22 protein-coding genes and 3 pseudogenes are annotated in these 24,591 nt (G+C 41.6%); 7 read left to right on the top strand and 18 right to left on the bottom strand.

Annotated elements, in window-relative coordinates; all coding sequences use genetic code 11:
* Nucleotides 1–393 precede the first annotated feature (393 nt).
* The 16 genes and pseudogenes from EYA81_RS03335 to EYA81_RS03245 form a co-directional block, all read right to left on the bottom strand.
* A pseudogene (locus EYA81_RS03335) lies at nucleotides 394–570 on the bottom strand (GGGtGRT protein); the annotation flags it as partial.
* A gap of 166 nt (nucleotides 571–736) precedes the next feature.
* The gene (locus EYA81_RS03330) at nucleotides 737–1,327 is read right to left on the bottom strand and encodes a hypothetical protein (RefSeq protein ID WP_118439126.1); all 591 of its coding nucleotides are present in this window, start codon (nucleotides 1,325–1,327) and stop codon (nucleotides 737–739) included.
* 193 nt (nucleotides 1,328–1,520) lie between these two features.
* Nucleotides 1,521–1,976, bottom strand: coding sequence for a lipocalin family protein (locus EYA81_RS03325; protein ID WP_005923901.1), 456 nt, complete (start codon nucleotides 1,974–1,976; stop codon nucleotides 1,521–1,523).
* Nucleotides 1,977–2,027: 51 nt separating this feature from the next.
* A complete protein-coding gene (locus EYA81_RS03320; RefSeq protein WP_004310782.1) occupies nucleotides 2,028–2,666 on the bottom strand; it encodes a hypothetical protein in 639 nt (212 codons plus the stop codon).
* 6 nt (nucleotides 2,667–2,672) lie between these two features.
* Nucleotides 2,673–3,083: a hypothetical protein gene (locus tag EYA81_RS03315; protein WP_004310783.1), complete on the bottom strand. Its 411-nt coding sequence runs from the start codon at nucleotides 3,081–3,083 to the stop codon at nucleotides 2,673–2,675.
* A 1-nt stretch (nucleotide 3,084) separates the two neighbouring features.
* The gene (locus EYA81_RS03310; RefSeq protein WP_004310784.1) at nucleotides 3,085–3,333 is read right to left on the bottom strand and encodes a hypothetical protein; all 249 of its coding nucleotides are present in this window, start codon (nucleotides 3,331–3,333) and stop codon (nucleotides 3,085–3,087) included.
* Between the two features lie 739 nt (nucleotides 3,334–4,072).
* Nucleotides 4,073–4,747, bottom strand: a pseudogene (locus tag EYA81_RS03300) (recombinase family protein).
* A 105-nt stretch (nucleotides 4,748–4,852) separates the two neighbouring features.
* A complete protein-coding gene (locus EYA81_RS03295) occupies nucleotides 4,853–5,299 on the bottom strand; it encodes a RadC family protein (RefSeq protein WP_131225362.1) in 447 nt (148 codons plus the stop codon).
* Between the two features lie 82 nt (nucleotides 5,300–5,381).
* The gene (locus tag EYA81_RS03290) at nucleotides 5,382–6,401 is read right to left on the bottom strand and encodes a DUF3871 family protein (protein ID WP_165491352.1); all 1,020 of its coding nucleotides are present in this window, start codon (nucleotides 6,399–6,401) and stop codon (nucleotides 5,382–5,384) included.
* A gap of 468 nt (nucleotides 6,402–6,869) precedes the next feature.
* A pseudogene (locus tag EYA81_RS03285) lies at nucleotides 6,870–7,525 on the bottom strand (hypothetical protein).
* Complete coding sequence (locus EYA81_RS19420) at nucleotides 7,485–7,670, bottom strand: hypothetical protein (RefSeq protein WP_025833433.1); 186 nt, start codon at nucleotides 7,668–7,670, stop codon at nucleotides 7,485–7,487. The pseudogene EYA81_RS03285 and the gene EYA81_RS19420 overlap by 41 nt, the downstream one beginning before the upstream one ends.
* Before the next feature lie 741 nt (nucleotides 7,671–8,411).
* Entirely contained in the window at nucleotides 8,412–9,503 is a 1,092-nt protein-coding gene (locus EYA81_RS03270; RefSeq protein ID WP_131225361.1) for a hypothetical protein, read from the bottom strand.
* Nucleotides 9,504–9,787: 284 nt separating this feature from the next.
* Nucleotides 9,788–10,630 (bottom strand): hypothetical protein, encoded by an 843-nt coding sequence (locus EYA81_RS03260; RefSeq protein WP_131225360.1) that lies wholly within the window; start codon nucleotides 10,628–10,630, stop codon nucleotides 9,788–9,790.
* A gap of 80 nt (nucleotides 10,631–10,710) precedes the next feature.
* Nucleotides 10,711–11,928, bottom strand: coding sequence for a site-specific integrase (locus EYA81_RS03255; RefSeq protein ID WP_131225359.1), 1,218 nt, complete (start codon nucleotides 11,926–11,928; stop codon nucleotides 10,711–10,713).
* Between the two features lie 344 nt (nucleotides 11,929–12,272).
* On the bottom strand, nucleotides 12,273–13,283 hold the full coding sequence (locus EYA81_RS03250) for a GGGtGRT protein (protein WP_057089564.1): 1,011 nt from the start codon (nucleotides 13,281–13,283) through the stop codon (nucleotides 12,273–12,275).
* An 18-nt stretch (nucleotides 13,284–13,301) separates the two neighbouring features.
* On the bottom strand, nucleotides 13,302–14,003 hold the full coding sequence (locus tag EYA81_RS03245) for an iron-sulfur cluster assembly scaffold protein (RefSeq protein WP_005831848.1): 702 nt from the start codon (nucleotides 14,001–14,003) through the stop codon (nucleotides 13,302–13,304).
* Nucleotides 14,004–14,580: 577 nt separating this feature from the next.
* Between EYA81_RS03245 and EYA81_RS03240 the strand changes: the two genes are divergently transcribed.
* The 5 genes from EYA81_RS03240 to metH all read left to right on the top strand — a co-directional run bounded on the left by EYA81_RS03240 (nucleotide 14,581) and on the right by metH (nucleotide 19,894).
* Entirely contained in the window at nucleotides 14,581–15,078 is a 498-nt protein-coding gene (locus EYA81_RS03240) for a DMP19 family protein (protein WP_117964215.1), read from the top strand.
* An 81-nt stretch (nucleotides 15,079–15,159) separates the two neighbouring features.
* Nucleotides 15,160–16,089, top strand: a complete 930-nt coding sequence (locus EYA81_RS03235; protein ID WP_117601625.1) for a hypothetical protein — start codon at nucleotides 15,160–15,162, stop codon at nucleotides 16,087–16,089.
* Between the two features lie 4 nt (nucleotides 16,090–16,093).
* Nucleotides 16,094–16,666, top strand: a complete 573-nt coding sequence (locus EYA81_RS03230) for a Yip1 family protein (protein WP_117601624.1) — start codon at nucleotides 16,094–16,096, stop codon at nucleotides 16,664–16,666.
* Nucleotides 16,667–16,674: 8 nt separating this feature from the next.
* Nucleotides 16,675–17,127, top strand: coding sequence for an SsrA-binding protein (gene smpB, locus EYA81_RS03225; RefSeq protein WP_005831836.1), 453 nt, complete (start codon nucleotides 16,675–16,677; stop codon nucleotides 17,125–17,127).
* A gap of 1 nt (nucleotide 17,128) precedes the next feature.
* A complete protein-coding gene (gene metH / locus EYA81_RS03220; protein ID WP_131225358.1) occupies nucleotides 17,129–19,894 on the top strand; it encodes a methionine synthase in 2,766 nt (921 codons plus the stop codon).
* Nucleotides 19,895–19,971: 77 nt separating this feature from the next.
* Here metH and EYA81_RS03215 read toward each other — a convergent pair whose 3' ends face one another.
* Both EYA81_RS03215 and udk read right to left on the bottom strand, forming a co-directional pair.
* Nucleotides 19,972–21,396 (bottom strand): transglycosylase SLT domain-containing protein, encoded by a 1,425-nt coding sequence (locus EYA81_RS03215; RefSeq protein WP_174647043.1) that lies wholly within the window; start codon nucleotides 21,394–21,396, stop codon nucleotides 19,972–19,974.
* Nucleotides 21,397–21,450: 54 nt separating this feature from the next.
* Entirely contained in the window at nucleotides 21,451–22,062 is a 612-nt protein-coding gene (gene udk / locus EYA81_RS03210) for a uridine kinase (protein ID WP_022401974.1), read from the bottom strand.
* 102 nt (nucleotides 22,063–22,164) lie between these two features.
* Between udk and EYA81_RS03205 the strand changes: the two genes are divergently transcribed.
* Nucleotides 22,165–22,473, top strand: a complete 309-nt coding sequence (locus EYA81_RS03205) for a Dabb family protein (RefSeq protein ID WP_117601620.1) — start codon at nucleotides 22,165–22,167, stop codon at nucleotides 22,471–22,473.
* 24 nt (nucleotides 22,474–22,497) lie between these two features.
* A complete protein-coding gene (locus EYA81_RS03200) occupies nucleotides 22,498–24,531 on the top strand; it encodes a cytochrome c biogenesis protein CcdA (protein ID WP_131225357.1) in 2,034 nt (677 codons plus the stop codon).
* Nucleotides 24,532–24,591: the final 60 nt, after the last annotated feature.

Raw genomic sequence — 24,591 nt, 5'->3', positions numbered from 1 at the left:
CGTCCCAATTTTAATGGGACACTAATGTTTAATCATTTAAAATTAGACATTAGGGAAGTCCTTTAAATTTGATATATCTATCTGTATATTAGAATAATATAGCTGATTTTGCGACCACTTGTCAAGATTTGGTAAAATGGTCGCAATATGGTCGCAAATAGCGCTTCAATTTAGCCTACTTTTAAGGATAATCAGCCACGTTTACCCTTAGAGATTCAAGCTCCATTTAAGCTATAATTTGCTTCAATTCCATTATCTAATCACAGCTAATTATAAGAAGAATAACAAAAGGAAATGAGTATTAGATAGGGGATAAGCATTGCAGTATAACTAAAATAAAAATCCCCATAACCATTACAGTTACAGGGATTTATATATTAGTAATGTATTATATTACTTGCTCAAAGCAGTAGCCACGTCAACGGCACAAGCCACTGTACATCCTACCATCGGGTTGTTACCGATACCCAGGAAGCCCATCATTTCCACGTGAGCAGGAACTGATGAAGAACCAGCGAATTGAGCGTCTGAGTGCATACGACCCATAGTGTCTGTCATACCGTAAGAAGCAGCGACACAGCATCCCTGTAAGTATTTGCAAGCTGTTATTAATCAATGCTATAATAGCAATGGGTAAACTCCTTGTTAGTAAATAAAAGAACGAATTATCAAAAAGGGCTGCATCATGGGCAAATGCCTATGCGTTACCCTTTAGATGAGAGTACTCCTAATGGAGTTAAGACCGTAATCTAATTTGCGTGTCAATGAAGTATAAATCTCCGTCTATGCCATAAAGTACATTATTGGGAACTGCATCAAACACTTCATAATCCGAATTATGGTATTCGTCGTAATAGTCCATTTCAAAGCCTAATGCTTGCATATAAGCAGCTATCTCGTCTTCCGTAGCTTCTCGTTCAGCTAATATATAAGGTTGTACGAGAACTGCGCAAAATTCTTGCTGACTGTTATAAGCGAAGCCTATCATTTGATAAGGCACATTGCCAAAGAACTTGTTATGTGCAGCAATGCGGATGAAGAAGTTCTCTAAATCATCCCCTGCGTACTCAAAGTTATTTAATTTTACAACAGACACATTACCATCATGGAACACTTCATTCTCACCACCTCTATCCATATAAGTAATATTGAGGTGTGATAAGTCAATCCATAGACCATTGTCATTGGCAAACTTTATCAGTTCTTCTGTTTGTCTTCTCTTATAGCCCTCTGTTGATTCAGTTTCTCCTGCTGCTTCCTTACTTCTTTTGGCGATGCAGGTCGCTTGCTCCAAGAGGCTATTGATTGACGAGTGCGTTCTATCCATTCTTTGTGAAATTCGTTGATGTATTCCATAATTTGTTTGATTATGAGTTTAAGACAAAGGTAATCATTCCTCTTTTAATAGCAATGCTTTGGTTGTTATATTCTTGCGAATGGGGTGTTGTGGAACATTCTATAAAAGAGAAGCAGCATAAGAGTTCCCTCAAATGCTGCCCTACCTTAAATTAGTTTGGCAATTAGTTAATCTTCTTGTAGGTGGTCGTAGTAATATCGTCTAACTCTAAACCACCGTCATCCGTATTATCCCAATCCTCAAAGGCGAGAACCAATTTATTAGCTGTAAGCTCATTGATAGTAAGGACATCCGAATAACCGTCATCGTAAGAGATAGTCAGCTTATTGCCTTTCAAAGACCAGCGACTTGTTTCTGTATATCCACCGTCCGCATAGCCTTCTGTGCAAGTACCGTCAGCTTTGAACTCCCATAAGCCATTGGTGTAGGCTTCATCAGAGGTGACAACTTCCTTGCCATTCTCCACTTTGTGAACCTTCTCCCAAGTGGACTGCCATTTACCTATAAGGTTGGCTTGGTCAATGATTGTCTGTTCTTCTTCATCATCGCTACAAGCTGTAAAGTTTACAGCCAACATGACCATTAACAAGGTCATTCCAATTAATCTTAAAGTTTTCATTATTAAATTGTTCTTTAGTTAGTAATATGTAAACTTTTCTCTCAATCGCTCTCATTTGTACTTATATTGACATAAATGTAAGTTCACGTAGTTGCCATCATGATATTCTTTACATTCTACCCAATTATTATGATTGTCGTATTGATATTCAAACTCTTTCTTTATTCTCTTGCCATTCCACCAAGAGTCATATAAGATTATATGTCCTAAATGATTATATTTAACGATAGCTTGTTTCTTTACACCGTTATCATCCCAATCAGATACTATTGTTCTGCCTGCTAACTGTCCTTCCTTTTCTGTGTCTTTAATATAACGAGTTATATTCTCAATAGTAGAACCTTCATGAGTTGGAGCTGGCTGTGGATTCATATATCCTTTAAGCATATATTCTTTAATATGTACTTTGCTGCCTTCAAATGTTCTTGTGTAAAGTCTTGATTGAAATCCATTTAGATAGCTTATTGTGTCACAACTCGCAATCTTTCCATTAGTAAAAAGCAACTTATGTTCAAGGTGTAATCTTTGAGTTTCCTGCATATTGTTATGAGGTGAGTACCATTTACTAATATCTTTTCTCTCAATAGTAAATGTTTGTGCTATTAATCCTTGAATAAGTTCTTTATTATGCAAACTGCCATATAGTCTGCTGATATGTATTGAGTAAATGTCTATAACTGAATGCCACATGATGATTTATTCTAATGAGAAACCTCCTAATTGCGTATAACTTTTTAAACAATATTGCATTCCCTTTCTTGAAGTTTTACCTGTTACGATAAGAGTATCAAATCCTAAAGTCATCAGTTGTCTTATGAAAGGTTTGTTTGATAATATGTATTGAGATATATCTCTAAATTCAGAATCCTTTATATTATTATCGTTCTCTATGGAGATTTTAAACCCACTTCTTAAAAAGAATGCACTCATTTCATGCGCATAGTTTGTATCTCCAACTGTTATAGAGACTTTGCAGAATCTATCTAATGCACCAGAACAATAGCTGTCTTTGAAAGTTTGATTCATCGTATTTATCAACTTCATTCGCTCCAATGAAGTACCTACTAAAGAATTGAGTAAGTTTTTAAAGAAATCGACAATATTCATATTACACTAATTTATCATTTACTAAATCCTTAATCTTTAAGAGTTCTCTGTAATTGAATCTGTTGTTATTAATCATTGCTGTTAGTTCCTCTGCTACATCTTTATTGTTGGGGTGTTTGTCTGGGTGAGCTTGTTTGATAAGCTCTTTGTATAGCGGTTTTGCTTTAGCCATGCTCTCAACAATATTGTATGCTTCATCACTTGTTGAATGATTCTTAGAACAGAATAGTCTGGCAAATATATTATTCATAGTATGCCTTTCAATTATTAAGAGAACAGCCATGCTGCTATTCCAATTACTACCAGAACTATAAGGATAACAAAGAATTCTGATAATTTGGGGTCTTCCCCATTATATTGCATTTTAGTCATAATTAGGATATTTGCGCTCATCTGTTCCCAAAGATGAGCATAAATAAAAAAGATGTGGGAACACTATTTGCTTTATCTTACTGACGGGCTTCTCGCATTGCCTTTGGAGTAGATAAAACAATAGCGACCCACACCAAAGGGCATATAGAAACCTCGCAACTATGAGGTAGGTATATATCCAAGTGTGGGTGCTACTGCTATCATCTTCACTCCATTTCAAATTTTGCGAGAATTTGTCAGTAGAAGATAATTTCAATAACACCTTTCGTTAACTATGTCCTTCCAACTCCCTAACGCATTAGTTTATTGGAATTGGTGCAAAGATAGCGAAAGGTTTTAAATCACTAAGCATGAAGTGTGGATTAATAGTAACTTCCATGCTCTCAAACATGGTCTGAACGGGATATTTAATAAGATTTGCATCCATACTCTGTAAATCCATGCGGGTATCAAAATGATAAATCCCCTTATAAGAAGTGAATTTTAGAAATTGTTACCCACATGAATTTGTAGAGTTAAACTCAGTTTCTCCGACTGAATTTAGGGGTAGGACAAACTCGGATTGGGGTATATAAGACTGACCTTGTTCTAAATTTGTCCTGTCTTTCAAAGTGACTTCACGACATCAACCCTGCTCTGACAAGTAATCTCTTGACTTGTGTTATCTGAAACTTGCATCCCTTAGATGTAATGAAGCCTTGCTCATTTAACAGACAAGTCATTTCAGATAATGATTTGCCTTGCATTGTGAGTGACCGTAACAGCGCTATTGCTCTCATATTATTTGGATTGTTATCAGCTTTAGCCTTATTGGTAATGATACTATGCTAAACAGCTTGCTCAAATTTATTCATCAAGTTCTCCGATTTACCGAGCCTTACACCTCTTGCTTTTTTGGCTTGAAGTGATTGCTTGGTTCTCTGACTAATCAGCCCTGCTTCATATTCGGCTATGCTGCTGATGATATGCAGAATTAATCTGTTGGCTTGTGGGAAGTCGCAGAACACAATCTCAACATCACTTTCCAACAGCTTGGAAGTAAACGCTACATTTCTTGACAGTCTATCCAATTTAGCGACAATCAGAATAGAGTTGGTTTTCCTGCACATTGCCAAAGCTGCAAGAAGTTGAGGTCTGTTAGACTTCTTCCCACTCTCCGTTTCAATATATTCAGCAAGTATGGGTTTATGCTTCACATGATTGTGTATAATCTCCCGTTGTGCTTCCACACCAAGACCCGATATTTGTTGTTTCATGGTGGATTGCCTTAGATATGCTATGTATGTCTTCATAATTCACAATTATTAATAGTTGGTTACAAATGCTGAACGAACATTCAGCTTATGTAAGTAAGGACACCCAACTTAAAAATTGAATGTCCTTTTCAAGATGATACGCTATAACTGTCCTTCATCAGCAAAACTGTAATATCCTGCATCTGTTAATATGAGGTGGTCTGTTACTGTAATTCTCATAAGTCTTGCAGCTTCTTTGACCTGCTTAGTAATCTCCATATCCTGCCTGCTTGGTTTCAGATTACCGCTTGGATGGTTATGTGCAAGAATGATAGCTACTGAATTGGTGAGCAATGCGGCTTGTAGAATTACTCTTACATCTACGGTTGTGTCTGTTATTCCTCCCTCTGATATAAGAATGTAGCCTAAAACTTGGTTGGATTGGTTTAGGAACAGAACTTTGAAATATTCTTTGTAACAGATTGTACCCTCCTTATATGTAGGAAGCAAGTATTTATAAGCATCCTCTGAACTGACTACCTTATGCAGCTTCTTGAATTTGGGCTTGTAGGACAGTTCCACTTCTCCCACAGTATAATCTATATCCATAATGTACAATGTTTAATAAGTTGGTAGAAATAAAGAAAGGACAACTAACAGCTGCCCTTTCCTCTCTCAATCAACAATCCACTCAGCCCAAGAACCAAGCGTATTCATTATCTCCTAATTTGGCACGTTGAATGCCTTGTACAAACTCTGTACAGTTTAGATTCCTCTCCAAGAAGTTATCAATGTAACTTGACTTTACAGAACCATTGAGCAGGTTTAAGAGCTGCCAGCCTGTAATGCTGTCCCCTGTACTCTTGAAATTCACATCAGAAACGAATGCTCTACAAGCTGCATTAATTTGACTGTCTCCCAACAATAGACGAGGTAAGCGTTTCTGTTGGTTGGGTGTAAGAGCTTGATATAATCTCATCCTGCCTATTATCTGGCAGAACTCACTCGTTGAGATTGACATCTGCCCAAGTGTCCTTAACAGATGCAGGTCTTTGGATGGGTTGTAAGCATGGAACAGATTCAATGCTGCTGCATATAGTTCCTGTACGCTTAGGACTTCTATCTTATCCTGCAAGCCGTCAGTAGTAAGCATTAAATTTGAGCACACACGATTACGAAAGCCTGTGAAGATTTTAAATCTCTCAACAGCCTTCTTACTGTATAGGTTAATCTCGTTATATGCTCTCACTCCACCAATGGATAACGCTAAACGATTACCGTATTCATCATGTACAATGGATGGAATTTCAAAACAGAAACACATTCTCTGATAGAACAAAGTTTTCTCTTCGTCTGTCAGTTCAGATGCTTTCTTACCTAATGCACTTGGTATTCTGCCATTGATAGGGTGTGAGATTCTAATCTCTGGCATATCAAACTGTTCTCCATGAAAGTAATTCTTAGCTGCATCCACTACTGCACCTATAAAGGATTGGTGGCTTATGGTTTCCTCCATTGATGCAAAACTTGGAATGATGCAGTCTTGCTGTAAGTGCTGTAAGGTTACTTCCTGCGTGTTGGCTTCAATGAAATGGTTTACTCTCTTGGGTGCTGCTACTTCTTCCACAACGATTGCTTCTTCTGCAAACTCACCCATGTTTAATGATTCTCTACGCTGTGCCATAGCTGGCATAATTACTAAATCTCTCATAATGAAATTGAATTAAATGGTTATTGATTGAATGGATTTAATAGGAACAAACCTAAAACACAAGTGAATTTCTTCGCTTGTATCTTAGGCTGTCCTATGTCTTTCCCTAAAGATTCTTTCAAAGGAAATGAGGAGCATTAGTAAATTATTGGTTAGCTATGGCAATAGTGCATCGTGTCTGCTCTTGGATTAATAAGAATGCTTATTCCTGCCAACTATCAGACTGCATTTCTAAAGCATTCTTTTTATTTAAGAGCTATGAGGGGGTGTTTATGTGGGTAGGGGTGTCTTGTGCATTACTCTGATGGTTTAAAATTGTCATTACGAAGTAGCATTCATAAGGGCTGCTTACCCTTATCGTAGAAATTCAACTTTAGATGCTTCTAAAGTCAGAATAAGACAGAGTGGGGATTATTCGTACTATCTCTTAATATATTAATAAACAGTACGAAAAATCCTACTTGCCTGTTATTTGGACTTGAAAGCTATCTTAACCACGTTTTTTGAGTTGGTTGGATTCCACTCCTTGCGCTGTTTGGCTATGTTGTTGTCTAATAATAGTTCATTGGGAGTAAGCTCTATCCCTTTGGGTATATATCTTAACAAACCTGCACTATATAATTCCAGATTGTAACTCTCTACATTCTTCTTACCATTCCCAATTTGTCAGCCAACTTATTAGGAGTAAGCAGTATCTTGTTGTTCTCTGCTATTAATAGGAGCTTGATATGATATCCTTTCACTTTAATATTCAAATCCACTGTCATAAAGAGGTAGGACAGTGTTATGAAGTTGGGATGTTCAATGGGTGGAATGCAGTAAATGCTCCTCATTACAAATTCTATAAGAGGATGGTTGATAGCTTCCCTATATCTCTTTCTAATCAGCACTGCCTCTATATCCTTATTGAAGTTCTTTAATGCGTCCTCTTTCTCTCCAGTTCGTTTGGCTAAGTCTTTGATTCTCCATCTGACCTTATAATAGTCGTTTCTATATAAGGACAGACAGAAGAACCTGTACAAATTGGGTGGATTGAGTTTATCTACAATAGACTTGTTAATGGTAGCATAATTCTGCCTAATGTTACTTGTCCTGTTTTGCAGGTGTTTTAATTGTATCTTCATATTCATTAGTAGCTGATTGAATATTATTGGTAAACATTAAATCTTTCTTCTCTCGTTCCATCCTGTAATAGTAGGCAGTTCCAAAGTATATCTTGGCTTCCTTTCTGTTGTGAAACTTCTTTCCTGTTGGCAGATGAATTATCATATCAGTTTAAATATCAGTGAATTAATAAGCCAACTTCTGCAATGAGATATAATAGGTAGCAACCTTTCCATTCTTCTTTCTCCTTGTCTTTAGATAGTTATTAAGATTAGCCCACAATCCAATGTGAACCTTGTTATCTTTTACTCCCTGTTTAAGAGCCTTAGCCCTTATCTGCTCATAAGTAAATTCTTCCATTTTAGATATTCTGAATAGTTTGTAAGTCCGTCAATCTGTGTGGTGGGATTATCTGCTTGTAGTACTGTAAAGATAGTAATTCCATGAGTGGGAAACTAATGATAAGACCACAATTCAGAAGTATTGAGTAGGCAGGGAAACCTCTCACATTTCCCTGCTTCTTGTCAATCTTCCTTGTTATGTTCAAAACATAGGACTAAGTGTATAATTCCATTCTCATTCTTGAAAGCTATTCTTGGATTATCAACTTCCTTATATGTAATGGAAGTTATAATAATGGGGAACAGTTCATTCGCATTATAAAGTTTGAGGCTATTTGCAATATATTCATTAGAACTATATTCTGGAAGAATGAAACTGAACAAGTAGAGCTTGACATCATTGTATTGCTGCATTTTAGCTCTTAGTATTTCTTGCTTAGCAATTATTGCTTCGTAGATAGTGCTTAAATATGAACTGGATTGTATGATATATGGATTCATTGTTTTATTATTTAGTTGGTTAAGAATTAAGCCCACCTGTCACATGGGCTTTGCTATTGGTGGCTTATGCTTCCAGAGCTTCTTTCAATATCTTAATGAAGTCATTCTCTGATTTAATCTCTTTCCACTTATCCTCTTTGTAGTTCTTGTATTTCAGATTGTCAAGAGCTTTGAATGCCTGTTCTTCACTTGTTGATATGGCATGGCTGTTGAAACCTTTGATGAAGTAACGTTTGGTAATGAAAGAGACATCCATCTTAGCCGCCTTACATAGGTTGATGAATTTGTTCCCTCTTTCAATGTCAACCTTTGCATCTTTGGGGAATGTAAACCCTTCTCCTTGCAGTACATTGTTTACCTGTTTGTCAGATAGACTTTTACCTGTGTAAATCAGCATAGCAGTGGTTGGATTGAACCCTTCGTTTAGCAATTTTGCTACATTTTGGAACAGTTCATCATTAGAAGTCAAAGAAGCTACAACCAATCTGTCTTTTTTATCCCAACTGGTGCCTACATTATTAATATCAACCAAGTATTCACCAACATTCTCAATATCCCTAACGTGAACATTTGGAATCAAATTCTGATATTTCCCTGTTGCAATCAGTTTGGCGAATGCTGTACTTCTATGCTGCCCATCAAGGATAACGAAGTAATCTTTGGCTTCTTCCTTAGTCAGTTCCTTTCCGTTGATGTCCGTTACAGTATAACCTGCTTCAATCAGTTTGGACGCTTCCATTACGATAATGGGGAAAGCCTTGTCATATTTATTGGCGGCTATCAAGGCTATAAAACCGTCCACTTTCTTGGAACTTATAGGGCGATTGTTCTTGACGAATGCTATTTTCTTCTGCTGTTCAGTTTTTACGCCTGTTTCTTCATCCATCACTGAGAATGTGAAAGAACTGTTGACAGCTTTTTCCTTAGATATTCTTTCAAACTCCTTAGCCTGTTCCATTTGGGTTTTGGCTTCATCAACGACTTTCTGTTGTGCCGCTATTACAGCTTCGTTTCTGTTGCCTTTTACAAGGCGGTTCAGTTCTTTCTCTTCTTTCTCAAAGACCTTGGTCAGTTCTTCTATGTTACCCATAGTTGCGTTGTTTGATTCTACACTATTATTTACCATCTCTACTGAATTAACATTTGAAGTTGTCATAATTATTTCTTTTGAATTGTGATTAATAATGTTCTGTGCAACCGTCAAACCTATGTACACTTAGTTATCTGATTACGCTGCAAAACTACTTGCTTCTGGGCTGATTAAAAGAGAGAAATTAATGAGTGGTTTTACTTCCCCTCTTAATTGTCAGCTCGTCCGTTATCGTTTTGACGCTGCAAAGATGGGATATAATGGCAGGATTAAAAGAGAGAAAAAAAGTCCTGCTCTTATGTACCCTCTTAATGGTACGGAGCAGGATTGTATTAATTATCAGAAGTTTATTAGAAGTATATGCTGTTCGCAGTATCAATTCTCTTGTCTTTATATTGCTTGATGTAACCTTTTAGGACATCTTCATCATCTGAGAATTTACTATGTTTAGATAGCTTAGTGAAGTAGATAAGCCTTGATATGAGCAATGTCTTACTAAGTGATATGGTGCTTCCTTTCTTCTGTCTGATATTAAACTGCTTGTTATATGGCTCTAAATTGAAGAAGTCATTGAACATCTTATAGAACAGCCATATCTGAACGGATTCCTTTTCTTCTGCGTGGGTGCTTATGCTGACTTGTTGGCTCTGCATCCAAGGATGTTCCTCTATCTCTTTTAGGTTGTTGGCAATGATAGTAGCCAAGTAACCTATTGCATTGGCATTGTCAATTACTATCTGATGCTTGCCTTCAATCTTTACAGAGACGGTAATAGGCTTTTTAAAACTTACTCCAAATTGGTTAATCTCCTTATGGTTGTCAGCTATGGCTTTGGCGAATTTGATGAGTTGTTCTATTCCAATGCCTGTAGCTTTCATTCCGTCCAAGCACGTTCCACAAGTATAGTCAAAGATGAACAGAAGTAGAAACCAGAACTTATCTATATCAACTCCCAAACCTTTCAATGTATTCTGTATGTCCTCATTGGCTATATAATCTTCGTATGTGAAATTACCATATAGTTCATTCTGATTGTATCTTCTTATGAATAGGGGTAAGGCGGTAGTGCCGCAGACGTATCTTTCTCCTGTGGCTGGGTCTATATCTACGTCTGGAACATATTTAACGGCTATGGTTTCCATGTATTCCAAACGAGTGTCAATGCTTATGTAATCTTCCTTTAGCTTCTCCATAATTATTAGTTTAAGGCAAAATTAAAAAATAATCCCCACCTGCATTGCTACAAGTGGGGAATTTGTGGGTAGGATATGCTTTAGTAATCAGAATCTCCTGTAAACGTATCCATAAGTTTATCCATCTGCTCACCAATGCACTTGTCTATTAGCTTTGCATAATGGGCAGTCATTCGTGTATTGGTATGTCCTAACATCTTAGAAACAACTTCCAGAGATATGTTATTGGCTAAAGTAACTGTACTTGCAAATGTGTGCCTACTTGTGTGGAAGCAAATTCGTTTATTGATTCCACAGAGTATAGCTATATCCTTTAGATATTTGTTGATGTCCGCAGGGTCTTGAATAGGGAGTAGTTTCTCTCCACCTTTGTACTTATCCAATATCAGTTTGGCGATAGGGAGTAGGGGAATGCGTGATAGAACCCCTGTCTTAACCCTACGTTTCTTAATCCATATTCTGCCAGTGTTATCTTTCTCAAAGTGTTCTGATGTCAAGGTCTTAATGTCAATGTAGCTAAGCCCTGTGAAGCACCCAAAGAGAAACATATCTTTAGCTCGTTCCAATCTTGGTAGGGGAGTATCAAAGTTGATAATCTTCCTCAATTCTTCTTCATCCAAGAAATCCACTTCTACGGGTTCGCGTTCTACTTTATAAGCATTTACAGGATTGTAGGATATATAAGAGTTGGCGACAGCTAAATTTAGCAACTTCTTTAAGAACTTTAAATGTTTGGTGCAGGAGTTTTGTCCCATCTTCTTCTCTCCTAAAAGGAAAGCATGGAATCCTTGAATGAAGCCCAAGTTTATCTCTCTTAAATATAAGTCCTTACGCTCATATTTCTTCTGAATAAACTCTTTGAATAATCTGCCTGTATATTCAAACACCCAATAAGTGGCAGGGGCAACAGTTTTACCTACCATTGCTTTGCGCTCTGTATTATGTTCGTTCAGAACATCCAATAAAGTCTTCTCGTTCAGAGCTTCCACCTTATCTGTGATAGCTTCTTTTAATAGTTCAGCAGTGATAAGATAACCCTTTTGGAGTAGCTCAATTTCTTTTTGATATATCTTATTCCGTAGTTGAATCAGATAACCGTTGATTAGCTGCGCTTCTTCACTCTTGCCTTTTACAGCTTGCTTCTCTTTGTTCCAGTCAGCAGCAGGTACGTGTTTACCTGTACTAAAGTAGATTCTCTTTCCGTTAGTGGTGATTGAAACCTCAATAGGTGATAGACCTTTCTTGTTTTGCTTACTTTCTCTTAATGAAAAGTAAACCATTGTACAATGTTTCTCCATTTTAAATTAAATGTTATATGGAGTGTATTGCATTGTATTATAGTTGATTATGCCAATTCTTGCAGCCGTTTTTTAAGAATGGCAAATTCGGCTGCAAATCGGCTGCAAAAGTAACCTGTTTATGGCTTGATTTGAGGGGTAATTGGCTACTCTTTACATGAGTTGTTTGGACTTAAATAAAGCAGGATTTATCTTGTTATCTCCTTACTGATTCACCATTCATTCACTCCAAATAATGAGTGATGCAAGGTGCTTCAATCTGTTATCTAAGTCAAGTTACCACAAATAAAAAACTCCTGCAACCACAAGGATTACAGGAGTTTATCTGTATTAAGTAACTTAAATTACTTGCTCAAAGCAGTAGCCACGTCAACGGCACAAGCCACTGTACATCCTACCATCGGGTTGTTACCGATACCCAGGAATCCCATCATTTCCACGTGAGCAGGAACTGATGAAGAACCAGCGAATTGAGCGTCTGAGTGCATACGACCCATAGTGTCTGTCATACCGTAAGAAGCCGGTCCGGCAGCCATGTTGTCCGGATGCAGAGTACGACCAGTACCACCACCAGATGCTACTGAGAAGTACGGCTTACCAGCCAATACGCGTTCTTTCTTATAAGTACCTGCAACCGGGTGTTGGAAGCGGGTCGGATTCGTAGAGTTACCAGTGATGGATACATCCACACCCTCTTTCCACATGATAGCCACACCTTCGCGAACATCGTCTGCACCATAGCATTTTACTTTGGCACGGGGACCGTCGCTGTATGCGATTTCACGAACTACTTTCAGTTCACCTGTATAGTAATCGAATTGAGTCTGAACGTATGTAAAGCCGTTGATACGAGAGATAATCTGTGCAGCGTCCTTGCCGAGACCGTTCAGGATGCAACGCAGAGGTTCTTTACGTACCTTGTCGGCTTTAGCGGCAATCTTGATAGCACCTTCGGCAGCAGCGAATGACTCGTGACCTGCCAAGAAAGCGAAACACTTGGTTTCTTCACGCAGCAACATGGCTGCCAAGTTACCATGACCGATACCAACCTTGCGGTCGTCAGCTACAGAACCCGGAATACAAAATGCCTGCAGACCGATACCGATAGCTTCAGCAGCTTCAGCAGCGTTCTTGCAGCCCTTCTTAATGGCGATGGCGCAACCTACAACGTATGCCCATTTTGCATTTTCGAAACAGATGGGCTGAGTTTCTTCACAAGTCTTATAAGGATCGAGACCATGAGCTTCGCAGATAGCATTGGCTTCTTCGATGTCTTTGATACCGTTTGCGTTCAATGCGGCAAGAATCTGCTTGATACGACGGTCTTGGCTTTCAAATTTTACTTCTCTAATCATATGTCTTTCCTCCTTATATTATTCGTGACGTGGGTCAATGTGTTTAACTGCACCTTGCTCTTCAGTGAAGCGGCCGTATGTACCGGTAACTTTCTTCAATGCTTCATTGGCGTCTGTACCTTTCTTGATTTCATCCATAAACTTGCCCAGATGAACAAATTCGTAACCGCAGATTTCGTCGTTCTTGTCCAAAGCGATAGTCTTGATGTAACCTTCTGCCATTTCCAGGTAACGAGAACCCTTAGCCAACGTTCCGTACAATGTGCCTACCTGGCTGCGCAGACCTTTGCCCAAGTCTTCCAAGCCAGCTCCAATCATCAAACCGCCTTCCGAGAAAGCAGATTGGGTACGACCATAAACGATTTGCAGGAAGAGTTCGCGCATAGCTGTGTTGATAGCGTCACAAACGAGGTCAGTGTTCAATGCTTCGAGGATAGTCTTTCCCGGGAGGATTTCTGATGCCATAGCAGCAGAGTGAGTCATACCGGAGCAACCGATAGTCTCAACCAAAGCTTCCTGGATAACGCCTTCCTTTACATTGAGGGTTAATTTACATGCACCTTGCTGAGGAGCACACCAGCCGATGCCGTGTGTCAGACCAGAGATGTCAACAATTTCTTTAGCTTTTACCCATTTACCTTCTTCGGGAATAGGAGCCGGTCCGTGGTTAGGACCTTTCTTCACAACACACATGTGTTCCACTTCGTGTGAATAAGTCATAATTAGCTCTTTTTTAAGTGATATAATTTAAAAAAAACGTAGTCTACTTTTATTAGTCGGGTGCAAAGTTAGTTGTTTTCCCCGTTTCTGCCAACTGTTCAATTTGACTTTTTTCTATAATAATGTGAAATTGTAGTTCGGCGGATGTTTTTCAGACTTTTGCTTTGTACGCCCGAAAGCAGATTTTGAAAAATGAGTTTGCGTTATCCGCTGTCATCCTGCGGCTGAAATGTTATGCCGGAACTTAGGATTAATTTGTTGGGAAAGTGCCTGCAACTGTCCTCAAACTCCCTACTTATTATTCTTACTACACTTGTGTTCCTTTCTTACAACAGCTGTGTCGTTTTCTTACAACGGCTGTGTTGTTTTCTTACAACAGCTGTGGTAAGAATAATAGGTGCCGATTCCGTACTTAGTTTTCAGGGAGTATGCGGCTAGTTTTTGGACATTTTCCTCTTAGATATGCTGAATCTGCTTGCAGCAGAACAGAATTGGTCCTTATGATTCCTTTTTTCGCAATTCATTTCTTACCTTTGCCACCCGATTCAATCAATGAGAAACAAATAAGATTCAGACTATGATAGAAGTTACAGATGTGGCATTGCGCCAGGCTGCCGGCGAAGGGATGGATGCGTTTATTGGCGTATTCACCGATGCTTATAAAAAAGAAATAGGCGGAGAAATGACTGCCGAGACGATGCCTTTGCTTACCGGTGAACAGCATTCATTGTTGGCCTATCAGATATTCCGTGATGAAGTGATGGAGGGAGGCTTCTGCCAACTGATTCAAAATGGTTATGGCGGTTATATTTTCGACAATCCGTTTGCCAAAGTGATGCGTTTGTGGAGAGTGGGCGATTTGAGTAAGTTGGTTTATGCTGCCAAGAAAGTATACGATAGCCATCGTGATGACTTGGAACGTGAACGTACAGACGAGGAGTTTATGGCAATGTACGAGCAATATGAGGCTTTCGATGAGCTGGAAGATGAATTTTTGGAAAAAGAGGAGGAATATACAGCTTTGGTTGCTGGCTATGTGGATGAACATTTGGAGCTGTTTGCCAAGATTGTGTAGGTGTGGATTAACTGATGTAAATGTTAAATGTTACTGTGATATGCAGTATTTAGATTAATCTTTCATTTAATCTTAAAAACAATGAAAAAACGAGGAGAGTACTATATTACTCAATTCTTTTATCTAAATTTGCAAACTCTAATATTTATAGAAAAAAAGATGAAACAATTAAAATTCTTGGTGGTTGCCTTGACATTGTTGATGGGCATTTCGTTTACTTCGTGTTTGAATTCGGATAGTGACCCTTACAATTATGGAGGGGGTATGGTTAAAGTTCAGAACTATATGGGTGTTTATTCTTTTAAAGGTGAGAACGGTGTAACTATAACTCCAACATCTGCCTCAATTTCGGCTTTAGAGGCCAATGGCTTTAAAATGTCTGATATGAGCGATAAGGTAGCACAGATATATTATCGTTGGGATCCTACTCAAGTAGATATACCTGCTGATGAGAAAGATGTTAAGGGGGTTGAATTGTACTCTATTGAATCATTAGATAATACAGTGGAAATAGTTGAACAAAAGGGAGTCGCTGCAAATGATTCTATCAGTAAATCCAATAATGCTGCTATCATTTCGTTAGGATATGATGCTGGTGGTATAAAATATGCTCCTAAGTTTTTCTATGACGATCATACGCTTCTACTTCCGATAAATTATTATATTACTAATAAAAGGCATTTTTTGACGTTAGTGTATTACCCGAATGAGGATAATGGAACAACTTTAAGATTATATTTGGGCCATAATTCTAATGGTGATTCGACATCCACTAATAGCACATCTTACACATTGACTGCAAATACTGGCGGTTATTATGGGTTGGGATTGTTCTATAAAGTATATGATTTAAGAAAGGTTTTTGAACGTTACAAACGTCAGACATCCACTTCTGAAAATCCGACTACTATTGAAATTGTTACGAAAGTAAATTCATATTCACTGAAGTTGGACGATTCTCAAACTAAGGAAGAAGTGTATACTGTTACAAAGGGAGAAACTGAAAAATAAGATATTGAATTACAAAGATTTATTTCATATAGCAATACTACTGATTTCCTCTCCGGCTCGTGCCTGGGAGGAAATTAGTTTAGAGGATAGGCGAAAAGTGTTTGCTGCTTTTGTCTATCCTATGATTGGTTTATGCGGGTTGTCCGTTTTCATCGGTTCTTTGATGAAGATGGGATGGGATGGGCCGCAAAGCTTTCAATATGCCATGACACAATGCTGTGCGGTGGCTGTATCCTTGTTCGGAGGATATTTTTTGGCAGCCTATCTCATCAATGGGCTGCGTGTCCGCATGTTTATGCTGGACAGTGATGTCCCTTTGGCGCAACAGTTTGCAGGTTATGCACTGGTTGTGGTATTCATGCTGAAGATTGTTATCGGCATATTGCCGAATTTCGGCATTATGGCTCTGTTGCTCCAATTCTATATTGTATATGTAGTGTGGGAAGGAAGCAAAAAGGTGATGCAGATAGAAGAAAAATACCGTTTGCGTTTCACCATTCTGTCTTCTATTTTGTTAATAGCTTGTCCGGTGGTCATTGAATGGATATTCAATAAGCTGACGGTAGTGCTAAACTGATAAATGTTATGAAACAAGCTCCTGTAAATATAAAGAATAAGCGTGCTACGTTCGACTACGAACTGACAGACACCTATACGGCTGGCATTGTGCTTACGGGCACAGAAATCAAGTCCATCCGGTTGGGGAAAGCAAGCTTGGTCGATACGTTCTGTTACTTTGCCAACGGCGAATTGTGGGTGAAGAACATGCATGTGGCCGAATACTTCTATGGTTCGTACAACAATCACAATGCACGCAGGGAGCGCAAGCTTTTGTTGAATAAGAAGGAACTTGAAAAACTGATGCGCGGTACGAAAGATCCTGGTTTCACCATTGTTCCCGTGCGTTTGTTTATCAATGAAAAAGGGCTGGCCAAACTTGTGGTGGCACTTGCCAAAGGTAAGAAGCAATATGATAAGCGCGAATCACTGAAGGAAAAAGATGACAAACGCGATATGGCGCGTATGTTTAAAAGATAATATGAGTAAACTTGGTAGTTTGGTGCGTGAGCGCATCCTTATTTTGGATGGTGCAATGGGCACTATGATACAGCAATACAACTTGACAGAGGAAGATTTTCGGGGTGAACGCTTCTCGCAGATTCCCGGACAGATGAAAGGTAACAATGACCTGCTTTGTCTGACACGCCCTGATGTGATACAAGATATTCACCGCAAGTATCTGGCGGCAGGTGCGGATATCATCGAAACAAATACATTCAGTTCCACCTGCATCAGTATGGCCGATTATCATGTGCAGGACTATGTGCGTGAGATGAATCTTGCCGCAGTGCGTCTGGCACGCGAAGTGGCGGATGAGTTTACTTCTCTTACTCCCGACAAACCCCGTTTTGTGGCAGGCTCCGTAGGACCGACGAACAAGACCTGCTCCATGAGTCCCGATGTGAACAATCCGGCCTTTCGTGCCTTGAGCTACGATGAACTGGCCGATGCCTACCGTGAGCAGATGGAAGCGTTGCTCGAAGGTGGTGTGGATGCTTTGCTGATAGAAACCATTTTTGATACGCTGAATGCCAAGGCTGCTATTTTTGCCGCCGGGCAGGCGATGGAAACTGTAGGAGTTCATGTACCCTTGATGCTCTCTGTGACTGTTTCTGATATTGGAGGGCGTACTCTGTCGGGACAAACTTTGGATGCTTTTCTCGCCTCCGTGCAGCATGCCGATATTTTTTCCGTTGGGCTGAACTGCTCCTTTGGTGCCCGCCAGTTGAAACCTTTCCTGGAGCAGCTTGCTGCCCGTGCACCTTATTATATCAGCGCTTATCCCAACGCCGGACTGCCCAACAGCTTGGGCACATACGACCAGACTCCTGCCGATATGGCACATGAAGTAAAAGAGTATATCCATGAGGGATTGGTGAATATTATCGGTGGTTGTTGCGGAACGACAGATGCCTACATTGCCGAGTACTCCTCGCTGATTGCCGGTGCAACGCCCCATCAGCCGGTTCCCAGACCGGAAAATCTTTGGCTTTCCGGGCTTGAACTTCTGGAAGTGAAGCCGGAAAATAACTTCGTGAATGTGGGTGAACGCTGCAATGTGGCGGGTTCGCGCAAATTCTTGCGTCTGATTAATGAAAAGAAATATGACGAGGCGCTCAGCATTGCTCGCCAGCAGGTGGAAGACGGTGCGCAGGTCATTGATATAAATATGGACGACGGACTGCTGGATGCTCAAGCGGAGATGACGACTTTCCTCCATCTGATAGCTTCGGAACCTGAGATTGCCCGTGTTCCCGTCATGATAGACTCCTCTAAGTGGGAAGTGATTGTGGCCGGATTGAAATGCCTGCAAGGCAAGTCCATCGTCAACTCCATCTCCTTGAAGGAGGGGGAAGATAAATTCCTGGAGCATGCGCGTACCATCAAGCAATATGGTGCGGCAGTCGTGGTGATGGCTTTTGATGAAAAAGGGCAGGCAGACACGTACGAACGTAAGATTGAGGTCTGCGAACGGGCATACCGTCTTTTGGTGGACAAGACAGGTTTCAATCCCCATGATATAATTTTCGACCCGAATGTACTTGCCGTGGCAACCGGTATGGACGAGCACAACAATTATGCTGTAGACTTTATCCGTGCCACCGGATGGATACGCAAGAATCTGCCCGGTGCGCATGTCAGTGGAGGAGTGAGTAACCTTTCCTTCTCTTTCCGCGGCAATAATTACATTCGCGAGGCGATGCATGCCGTATTCCTTTACTATGCCATCCGCGAGGGCATGGATATGGGTATCGTCAATCCGGCTACCTCCGTTCTTTACACCGATATTCCCGCTGATATATTGGAGCGCATAGAGGATGTGGTCTTGAACCGTCGTCCCGATGCTGCCGAGCGCTTGATAGAAACTGCCGAACGCTTGAAAGCGGAAGCAGAGGCGGCAAAAACTTCCGGAGGAGAGCGGCAGGCTGCCGCCCATTCCCAACTTGCCTGGAGAGAGGAGACTTCTGTGGAAGAGCGGTTGAAGTACGCCTTGACAAAGGGTATCGGCGATTATCTGGAAGCAGACCTTGCCGAAGCGTTGAAGCTGTATCCCAAAGCTGTTTCTATCATTGAAGGTCCGTTGATGGCGGGCATGAATCATGTAGGCGATTTGTTTGGGGCAGGCAAAATGTTCCTGCCGCAAGTAGTGAAGACGGCACGCACCATGAAGAAAGCGGTTGCCATCCTCCAGCCCATAATCGAGTCGGAGAAAGAAGAAGGTGCAACTGCTGCCGGAAAGGTGTTGTTGGCTACGGTAAAAGGTGATGTGCACGACATTGGAAAAAATATAGTCTCGGTAGTAATGGCCTGCAACGGGTACGATATAGTGGACCTTGGCGTCATGGTGCCTGCCGAAACCATTGTACAGCATGCCATAGAGGAAAAGGTAGACATGATAGGATTGAGTGGCTTGATAACCCCTTCGCTGGATGAAATGGTGCATGTAGCCATTGAGTTGGAAAAGGCAGGCCTGGACATTCCTCTGCTGATAGGTGGTGCCACGACTTCACCGCTTCACACTGCTCTAAAGATTGCTCCGGTCTATCATGCTCCCGTAATCCATCTGAAGGACGCCTCACAGAATGCTACAGTAGCAGCCAAACTGATGAATCCTGAGACAAAGGAGGAACTGGAAGAAGAACTGCATGAGAAGTATCGGCAGTTGTGCGAGAAGAACCGGGAGAAACAAGTAACAACCGTTTCCCTGGAAGAAGCGAGAAAGAACAAACTGAATCTGTTTTAAGAAGGAAGGAAAATAAGGATTAGGGATTAACATTCCTGCGGCATATATTCCTAATATTATGCGCAATTCGTTAACCCCTAATCCTTATTCTTTATCTTCTTCTTGTATTGCTCGAAACGTGACGTAATATCCCTTACGAAGTTATAAGTTTCGATGCCACGGAAATAGCCGTTTTTGCAGACGGGGTCGGTGAAGTATTCCTCATTGCTTTTTAGCAGGATGAAGTTTTCTACATTATCACGCCAGACATATTTGTTTTTGCCGTATTTTTCGGCCAGTGCCATGGCATCCAGCACATGGCCGATTCCGGAATTATAAGATGCCAGCACAAAGTTGATGCGTTCTTCCTGGGGTATCTTGGAAAAACTTTTGGCTGTGGCGCCTATGTATTTCACGGCAGCCTTTATACTCTCTTCAGGGTTCTGTTCCTTTCCTTCGGGTAGCCCCATAGCCCTGGCTGTGGCAGGCATCAGTTGCATCAGCCCCCTGGCACCGGCCCAGGATACGGCAGTGGAGTCGAAGTTGGACTCAGTATATGCCAGAGACGCCAGCAGGCGCCAGTCCCAGTCTATCTTGGGAGCATATTTCTTGAACAAATCATCGTAATGGGAAATTTTTCCTTCGCGCAGGGAGAGGATAGGAGAGTGGGGAATGGCCTTGCCGATTTCAAAATATCGTTTCATACTTGCCGTATAGGCAGGTGAAGTCATATTCTCCTCATGCCATTTGTTAGCGGCGGCTGCCAGTTGCGGACAGTCTTTCCGGACTGCCCACGATGCACGCTGGTCAAAGCTGATGGAGAGTCTGATATTCAGGTTGGGGTAATAGGTCGTATTAAGCTGTGCCACATCATTGTCTGCTACGGTATAGGGGATTTTCCCTTGTGCCACTTGGGTGATGAGGTCTTCTGCACTGATACTGTCGTTGGTCACTTTATGGATGTGGATACCTCCTCCGAGCTCTTCGTCCAGATTGACCAGCCGTTCATAATATTTTCCCGGCTTTACATATACATCTTTCCCGATGAGTTCCGTCACGTCTTTCAGTGGTTTGGTACGTCCGTTATTACGTTGCACGATGACTTGGTGCGTGATGACCTCTTCACCGCAATAAAGCAGACTGTCTTTCCATTCTTTAGTGATAGGCAGGTTGTAGGCGATGAGGTCTCCCTTGCCTGCTAATAACTTCTCTATGAGTTCGTGCACATTCCGGGCTACCTCTATTCTCAGCTTTACTCCCAGGCTCTTGGCAAACTGCTCGCTTAGCTCATATTGGAATCCCATATCCTGGCCACGGTAGATGAAGTAGGAAGTGGAGCTGTACAGAGTCAATACAACCAGTTCTCCGCTGTCCTTTATCTGTTGCAGGTCATCCGCTTCTTCTTTTTCGGCAGGATGTCCTCCACGGCATCCTGCGATACAGCACAACAACAGTAAGATAATTGAGACGGGAGAATTGATAATGGATGATTTATGTTTGGCGAGAGAAAATAAACTGTTCATATCTCATAGATTTAGTGTGTTCTTAATCCTCCATTATCAATTCTCCATTACAAATTAACTTCCCAAGTGCTTCTTGATATACATGGTCAATATATCGATGGCTACCTGGTTGTTTCCGCCTTCCGGTACAATGAGGTCTGCATATCGTTTGCAGGGCTCTATGAATTGCTGGTGCATGGGTTTTAGTATACGTGTATAGCGTTCCATAACGGCTTCTGCCGTGCGTCCGCGTTCCACTACATCACGCTGGATTACACGAATTAGGCGTTCGTCGGGGTCAGCGTCTACAAATATCTTGAGGTCCATCATGCTTCGCAGTTTCTTGTCGCACAAGGCAAGGATACCTTCTATGATGATGACTTCCCGGGGGGCGATATGGATGGTTTCGGGCTGGCGTGTACACGTCAGGTATGAGTAGGTGGGCTGTTCTATGCTTTTTCCTTCGCGCAGCATGGCGACATGTCTGGAAAGAAGGCTCCACTCAAAAGCGTCGGGGTGGTCGAAGTTGATGTTCTGCCGTTCTTCCACGGGCACATGGCTACTGTCCTTGTAGTAAGAGTCTTGTGGCAATAATACCACTTCACCAGCCGGTAGGCTTTCGATAATTTTACGTACGACGGTGGTCTTTCCTGAGCCGGTTCCACCTGCAATTCCTATTATTAACATCCGTTTAAGTGTATATTTGAAACAAAACCAGTATTTTTGCAGTTGTTAAAACAGCCGCTTAGGCTGACAAATATAGTGATAAATCATTTAAATGGCAAAGTTATGGTAAAGCACATTGTATTATTTAAGTTAAAAGATGAGGCACCGGCTGACGAAAAGTTGGCTGCAATGAACAGTTTCAAGGCAGCTATCGAAGCGCTTCCGGCTAAAATATCCGTTATCCGCAAGATTGAAGTCGGGCTGAATATCAATCCAGGCGAGGCTTGGAGTATCGCTCTTTACAGTGAGTTCGATACGTTGGATGACGTGAAATACTATGCCACCCATCCCGACCACGTGGCTGCCGGCAAGCTTATCGCTGCTGTGAAAGAGAGCCGTGCCTGCGTGGACTACGAGATAACTGAAAATTAAAAATTAAAAATTAAATCAGAGAACATGAAGAAATTGTTGTTCCCTTTATTTCTGTTGCTTTTCGCTGTGGCAGTGCAGGCACAGATACAAGACCCAGTCAAGTTCAAGTCCGAGCTGAAGACTTTGGCTGCCGATGAAGCGGAGGTCGTTTTTACGGCTGCTATTGACAAGGGCTGGCATGTCTATTCCACCGACTTGGGCGATGGCGGTCCTATCTCGGCGACTTTCAATGTGGAGAAAATCTCCGGAGCGGAAGTGGCTGGCAAACTGAAGCCTGTAGGCAAGGAAATCTCTACTTTCGATAAGTTGTTCGAAATGAAGGTACGCTATTTTGAAAATACGGCCCAATTTGTGCAGAAGCTAAAATTGACGGGTGGTGCCTATCAGCTGGAAGGATATCTGGAGTATGGCGCTTGCAACGATGAAAATTGTCTGCCGCCCACACAAGTGCCTTTCCAATTCTCCGGTGAGGCAGAAGGGGCTGCCAAAGAAGCTGCTGCAGCTACGGTTGAAACGAAAGTTGAAGAACAGCCCGCAAAGCAGGAGGCTGCCACCGACATGGTTTCTGTGGCTGTTGTCGGTGGTGCGGACGGACCGACGGAAATCAATGTGACGGACAAGGTGAACTTTTGGAAACCGGTTATCAATGAACTGCAATCTTTGGGCGAAACCACTTCGCAGGAAGATATGTCTTGGATTTATATCTTTATTACCGGATTTGCCGGCGGACTGTTAGCGCTCTTCACCCCTTGTGTATGGCCCATCATCCCGATGACTGTCAGCTTCTTCCTGAAGCGTAGCAAGGATAAGAAGAAAGGCATCCGTGATGCATGGACGTATGGTGCTTCCATCGTAGTGATTTATGTGACGCTCGGGCTGGCCATTACGCTGATTTTCGGAGCCAGCGCACTGAACGCACTCTCTACGAATGCAGTATTCAATATTCTTTTCTGCTTGATGCTGGTTGTGTTTGCGGCTTCCTTCTTCGGAGCGTTCGAAATAACGTTGCCCTCCAAATGGAGTACGGCTGTAGACAGTAAAGCCGAGGCGACAAGTGGTTTGCTCAGTATCTTTTTGATGGCGTTTACCTTGTCGCTGGTATCTTTCTCCTGCACGGGACCTATTATCGGATTCCTGCTGGTTCAGGTTTCCACGACGGGTAGTGTGGTGGCTCCCGCTATTGGCATGCTGGGCTTTGCCATTGCATTGGCATTGCCTTTCACGCTGTTTGCCTTATTCCCGTCCTGGTTGAAGTCCATGCCCAAATCCGGTGGATGGATGAATATCATCAAGGTGACGCTTGGCTTCCTGGAGCTGGCTTTTGCCCTGAAGTTCCTTTCGGTAGCCGATTTAGCTTACGGTTGGCGCATCCTCGACCGTGAAACGTTCCTTGCTTTGTGGATTGTACTTTTTGCACTGCTTGGTTTCTACTTGCTGGGCAAAATCAAGTTCCCGCACGATGATGACGATTCAAAGGTTAGTGTGCCCCGTTTCTTTATGGCGTTGGCCTCACTGGCATTTGCAGTATATATGATTCCCGGCTTGTGGGGAGCTCCGCTGAAAGCTGTCAGTGCTTTTGCGCCGCCCATGCAGACGCAAGATTTCAATCTTTACAATAATGAAGTGCATGCCAAGTTCGATGATTATGACCTCGGTATGGAGTATGCCCGTCAGCATGGCAAGCCCGTGATGCTCGACTTCACCGGTTATGGTTGCGTGAACTGCCGTAAGATGGAGCTTGCCGTATGGACAAACCCTAAGGTGAGTGACATTATCAACAACGACTATGTGCTTATCACGCTTTACGTCGACAACAAGACACCGCTTCCTTCTCCCGTGAAGATTTTGGAGAACGGCACGGAACGTACGCTGCGTACCGTAGGCGACAAGTGGAGTTATCTGCAGCGTGTCAAGTTCGGTGCCAATGCGCAGCCCTTCTATGTGTTGATTGACAACGAAGGTAAGCCGCTTAACAAGTCTTACTCCTACGACGAAGATATACCTAAGTATATCGAATTTCTGCAGACCGGACTGGAGAATTATAAGAAAGAGAAATAAATAGAATCGGAAAAAGGATGCTTGTAAAAAGGCATCCTTTTTTCACTAAATCCCCTTTTT

The organism is Bacteroides sp. A1C1, from assembly GCF_004328515.1.
Classification (GTDB): domain Bacteria; phylum Bacteroidota; class Bacteroidia; order Bacteroidales; family Bacteroidaceae; genus Bacteroides; species Bacteroides uniformis.
Note: the sequence above shows the minus strand (reverse complement) of the source record. Positions and strands in the feature narration are given on the sequence as shown.

Excerpts from the sequence above, each read along its gene's own strand:
- EYA81_RS03200 (WP_131225357.1), top strand. The coding sequence starts at position 22,498 with ATGAAGAAATTGTTGTTCCCTTTATTTCTGTTGCTTTTCGCTGTGGCA.
- EYA81_RS03250 (WP_057089564.1), bottom strand. The coding sequence starts at position 13,283 with ATGATTAGAGAAGTAAAATTTGAAAGCCAAGACCGTCGTATCAAGCAG.
- smpB (WP_005831836.1), top strand. The coding sequence starts at position 16,675 with ATGAAACAAGCTCCTGTAAATATAAAGAATAAGCGTGCTACGTTCGAC.
- udk (WP_022401974.1), bottom strand. The coding sequence starts at position 22,062 with ATGTTAATAATAGGAATTGCAGGTGGAACCGGCTCAGGAAAGACCACC.
- EYA81_RS03260 (WP_131225360.1), bottom strand. The coding sequence starts at position 10,630 with ATGGAGAAGCTAAAGGAAGATTACATAAGCATTGACACTCGTTTGGAA.
- EYA81_RS03205 (WP_117601620.1), top strand. The coding sequence starts at position 22,165 with ATGGTAAAGCACATTGTATTATTTAAGTTAAAAGATGAGGCACCGGCT.
- EYA81_RS03295 (WP_131225362.1), bottom strand. The coding sequence starts at position 5,299 with ATGGATATAGATTATACTGTGGGAGAAGTGGAACTGTCCTACAAGCCC.
- EYA81_RS03245 (WP_005831848.1), bottom strand. The coding sequence starts at position 14,003 with ATGACTTATTCACACGAAGTGGAACACATGTGTGTTGTGAAGAAAGGT.
- EYA81_RS03315 (WP_004310783.1), bottom strand. The coding sequence starts at position 3,083 with ATGAATATTGTCGATTTCTTTAAAAACTTACTCAATTCTTTAGTAGGT.
- EYA81_RS03235 (WP_117601625.1), top strand. The coding sequence starts at position 15,160 with ATGAAAAAACGAGGAGAGTACTATATTACTCAATTCTTTTATCTAAAT.
- EYA81_RS03270 (WP_131225361.1), bottom strand. The coding sequence starts at position 9,503 with ATGACAACTTCAAATGTTAATTCAGTAGAGATGGTAAATAATAGTGTA.
- EYA81_RS03290 (WP_165491352.1), bottom strand. The coding sequence starts at position 6,401 with ATGAGAGATTTAGTAATTATGCCAGCTATGGCACAGCGTAGAGAATCA.
- EYA81_RS03215 (WP_174647043.1), bottom strand. The coding sequence starts at position 21,396 with ATGAACAGTTTATTTTCTCTCGCCAAACATAAATCATCCATTATCAAT.
- EYA81_RS03325 (WP_005923901.1), bottom strand. The coding sequence starts at position 1,976 with ATGAAAACTTTAAGATTAATTGGAATGACCTTGTTAATGGTCATGTTG.
- EYA81_RS03240 (WP_117964215.1), top strand. The coding sequence starts at position 14,581 with ATGATAGAAGTTACAGATGTGGCATTGCGCCAGGCTGCCGGCGAAGGG.
- EYA81_RS03330 (WP_118439126.1), bottom strand. The coding sequence starts at position 1,327 with ATGGATAGAACGCACTCGTCAATCAATAGCCTCTTGGAGCAAGCGACC.
- EYA81_RS03320 (WP_004310782.1), bottom strand. The coding sequence starts at position 2,666 with ATGTGGCATTCAGTTATAGACATTTACTCAATACATATCAGCAGACTA.
- metH (WP_131225358.1), top strand. The coding sequence starts at position 17,129 with ATGAGTAAACTTGGTAGTTTGGTGCGTGAGCGCATCCTTATTTTGGAT.
- EYA81_RS03255 (WP_131225359.1), bottom strand. The coding sequence starts at position 11,928 with ATGGAGAAACATTGTACAATGGTTTACTTTTCATTAAGAGAAAGTAAG.
- EYA81_RS03310 (WP_004310784.1), bottom strand. The coding sequence starts at position 3,333 with ATGAATAATATATTTGCCAGACTATTCTGTTCTAAGAATCATTCAACA.
- EYA81_RS19420 (WP_025833433.1), bottom strand. The coding sequence starts at position 7,670 with ATGATAATTCATCTGCCAACAGGAAAGAAGTTTCACAACAGAAAGGAA.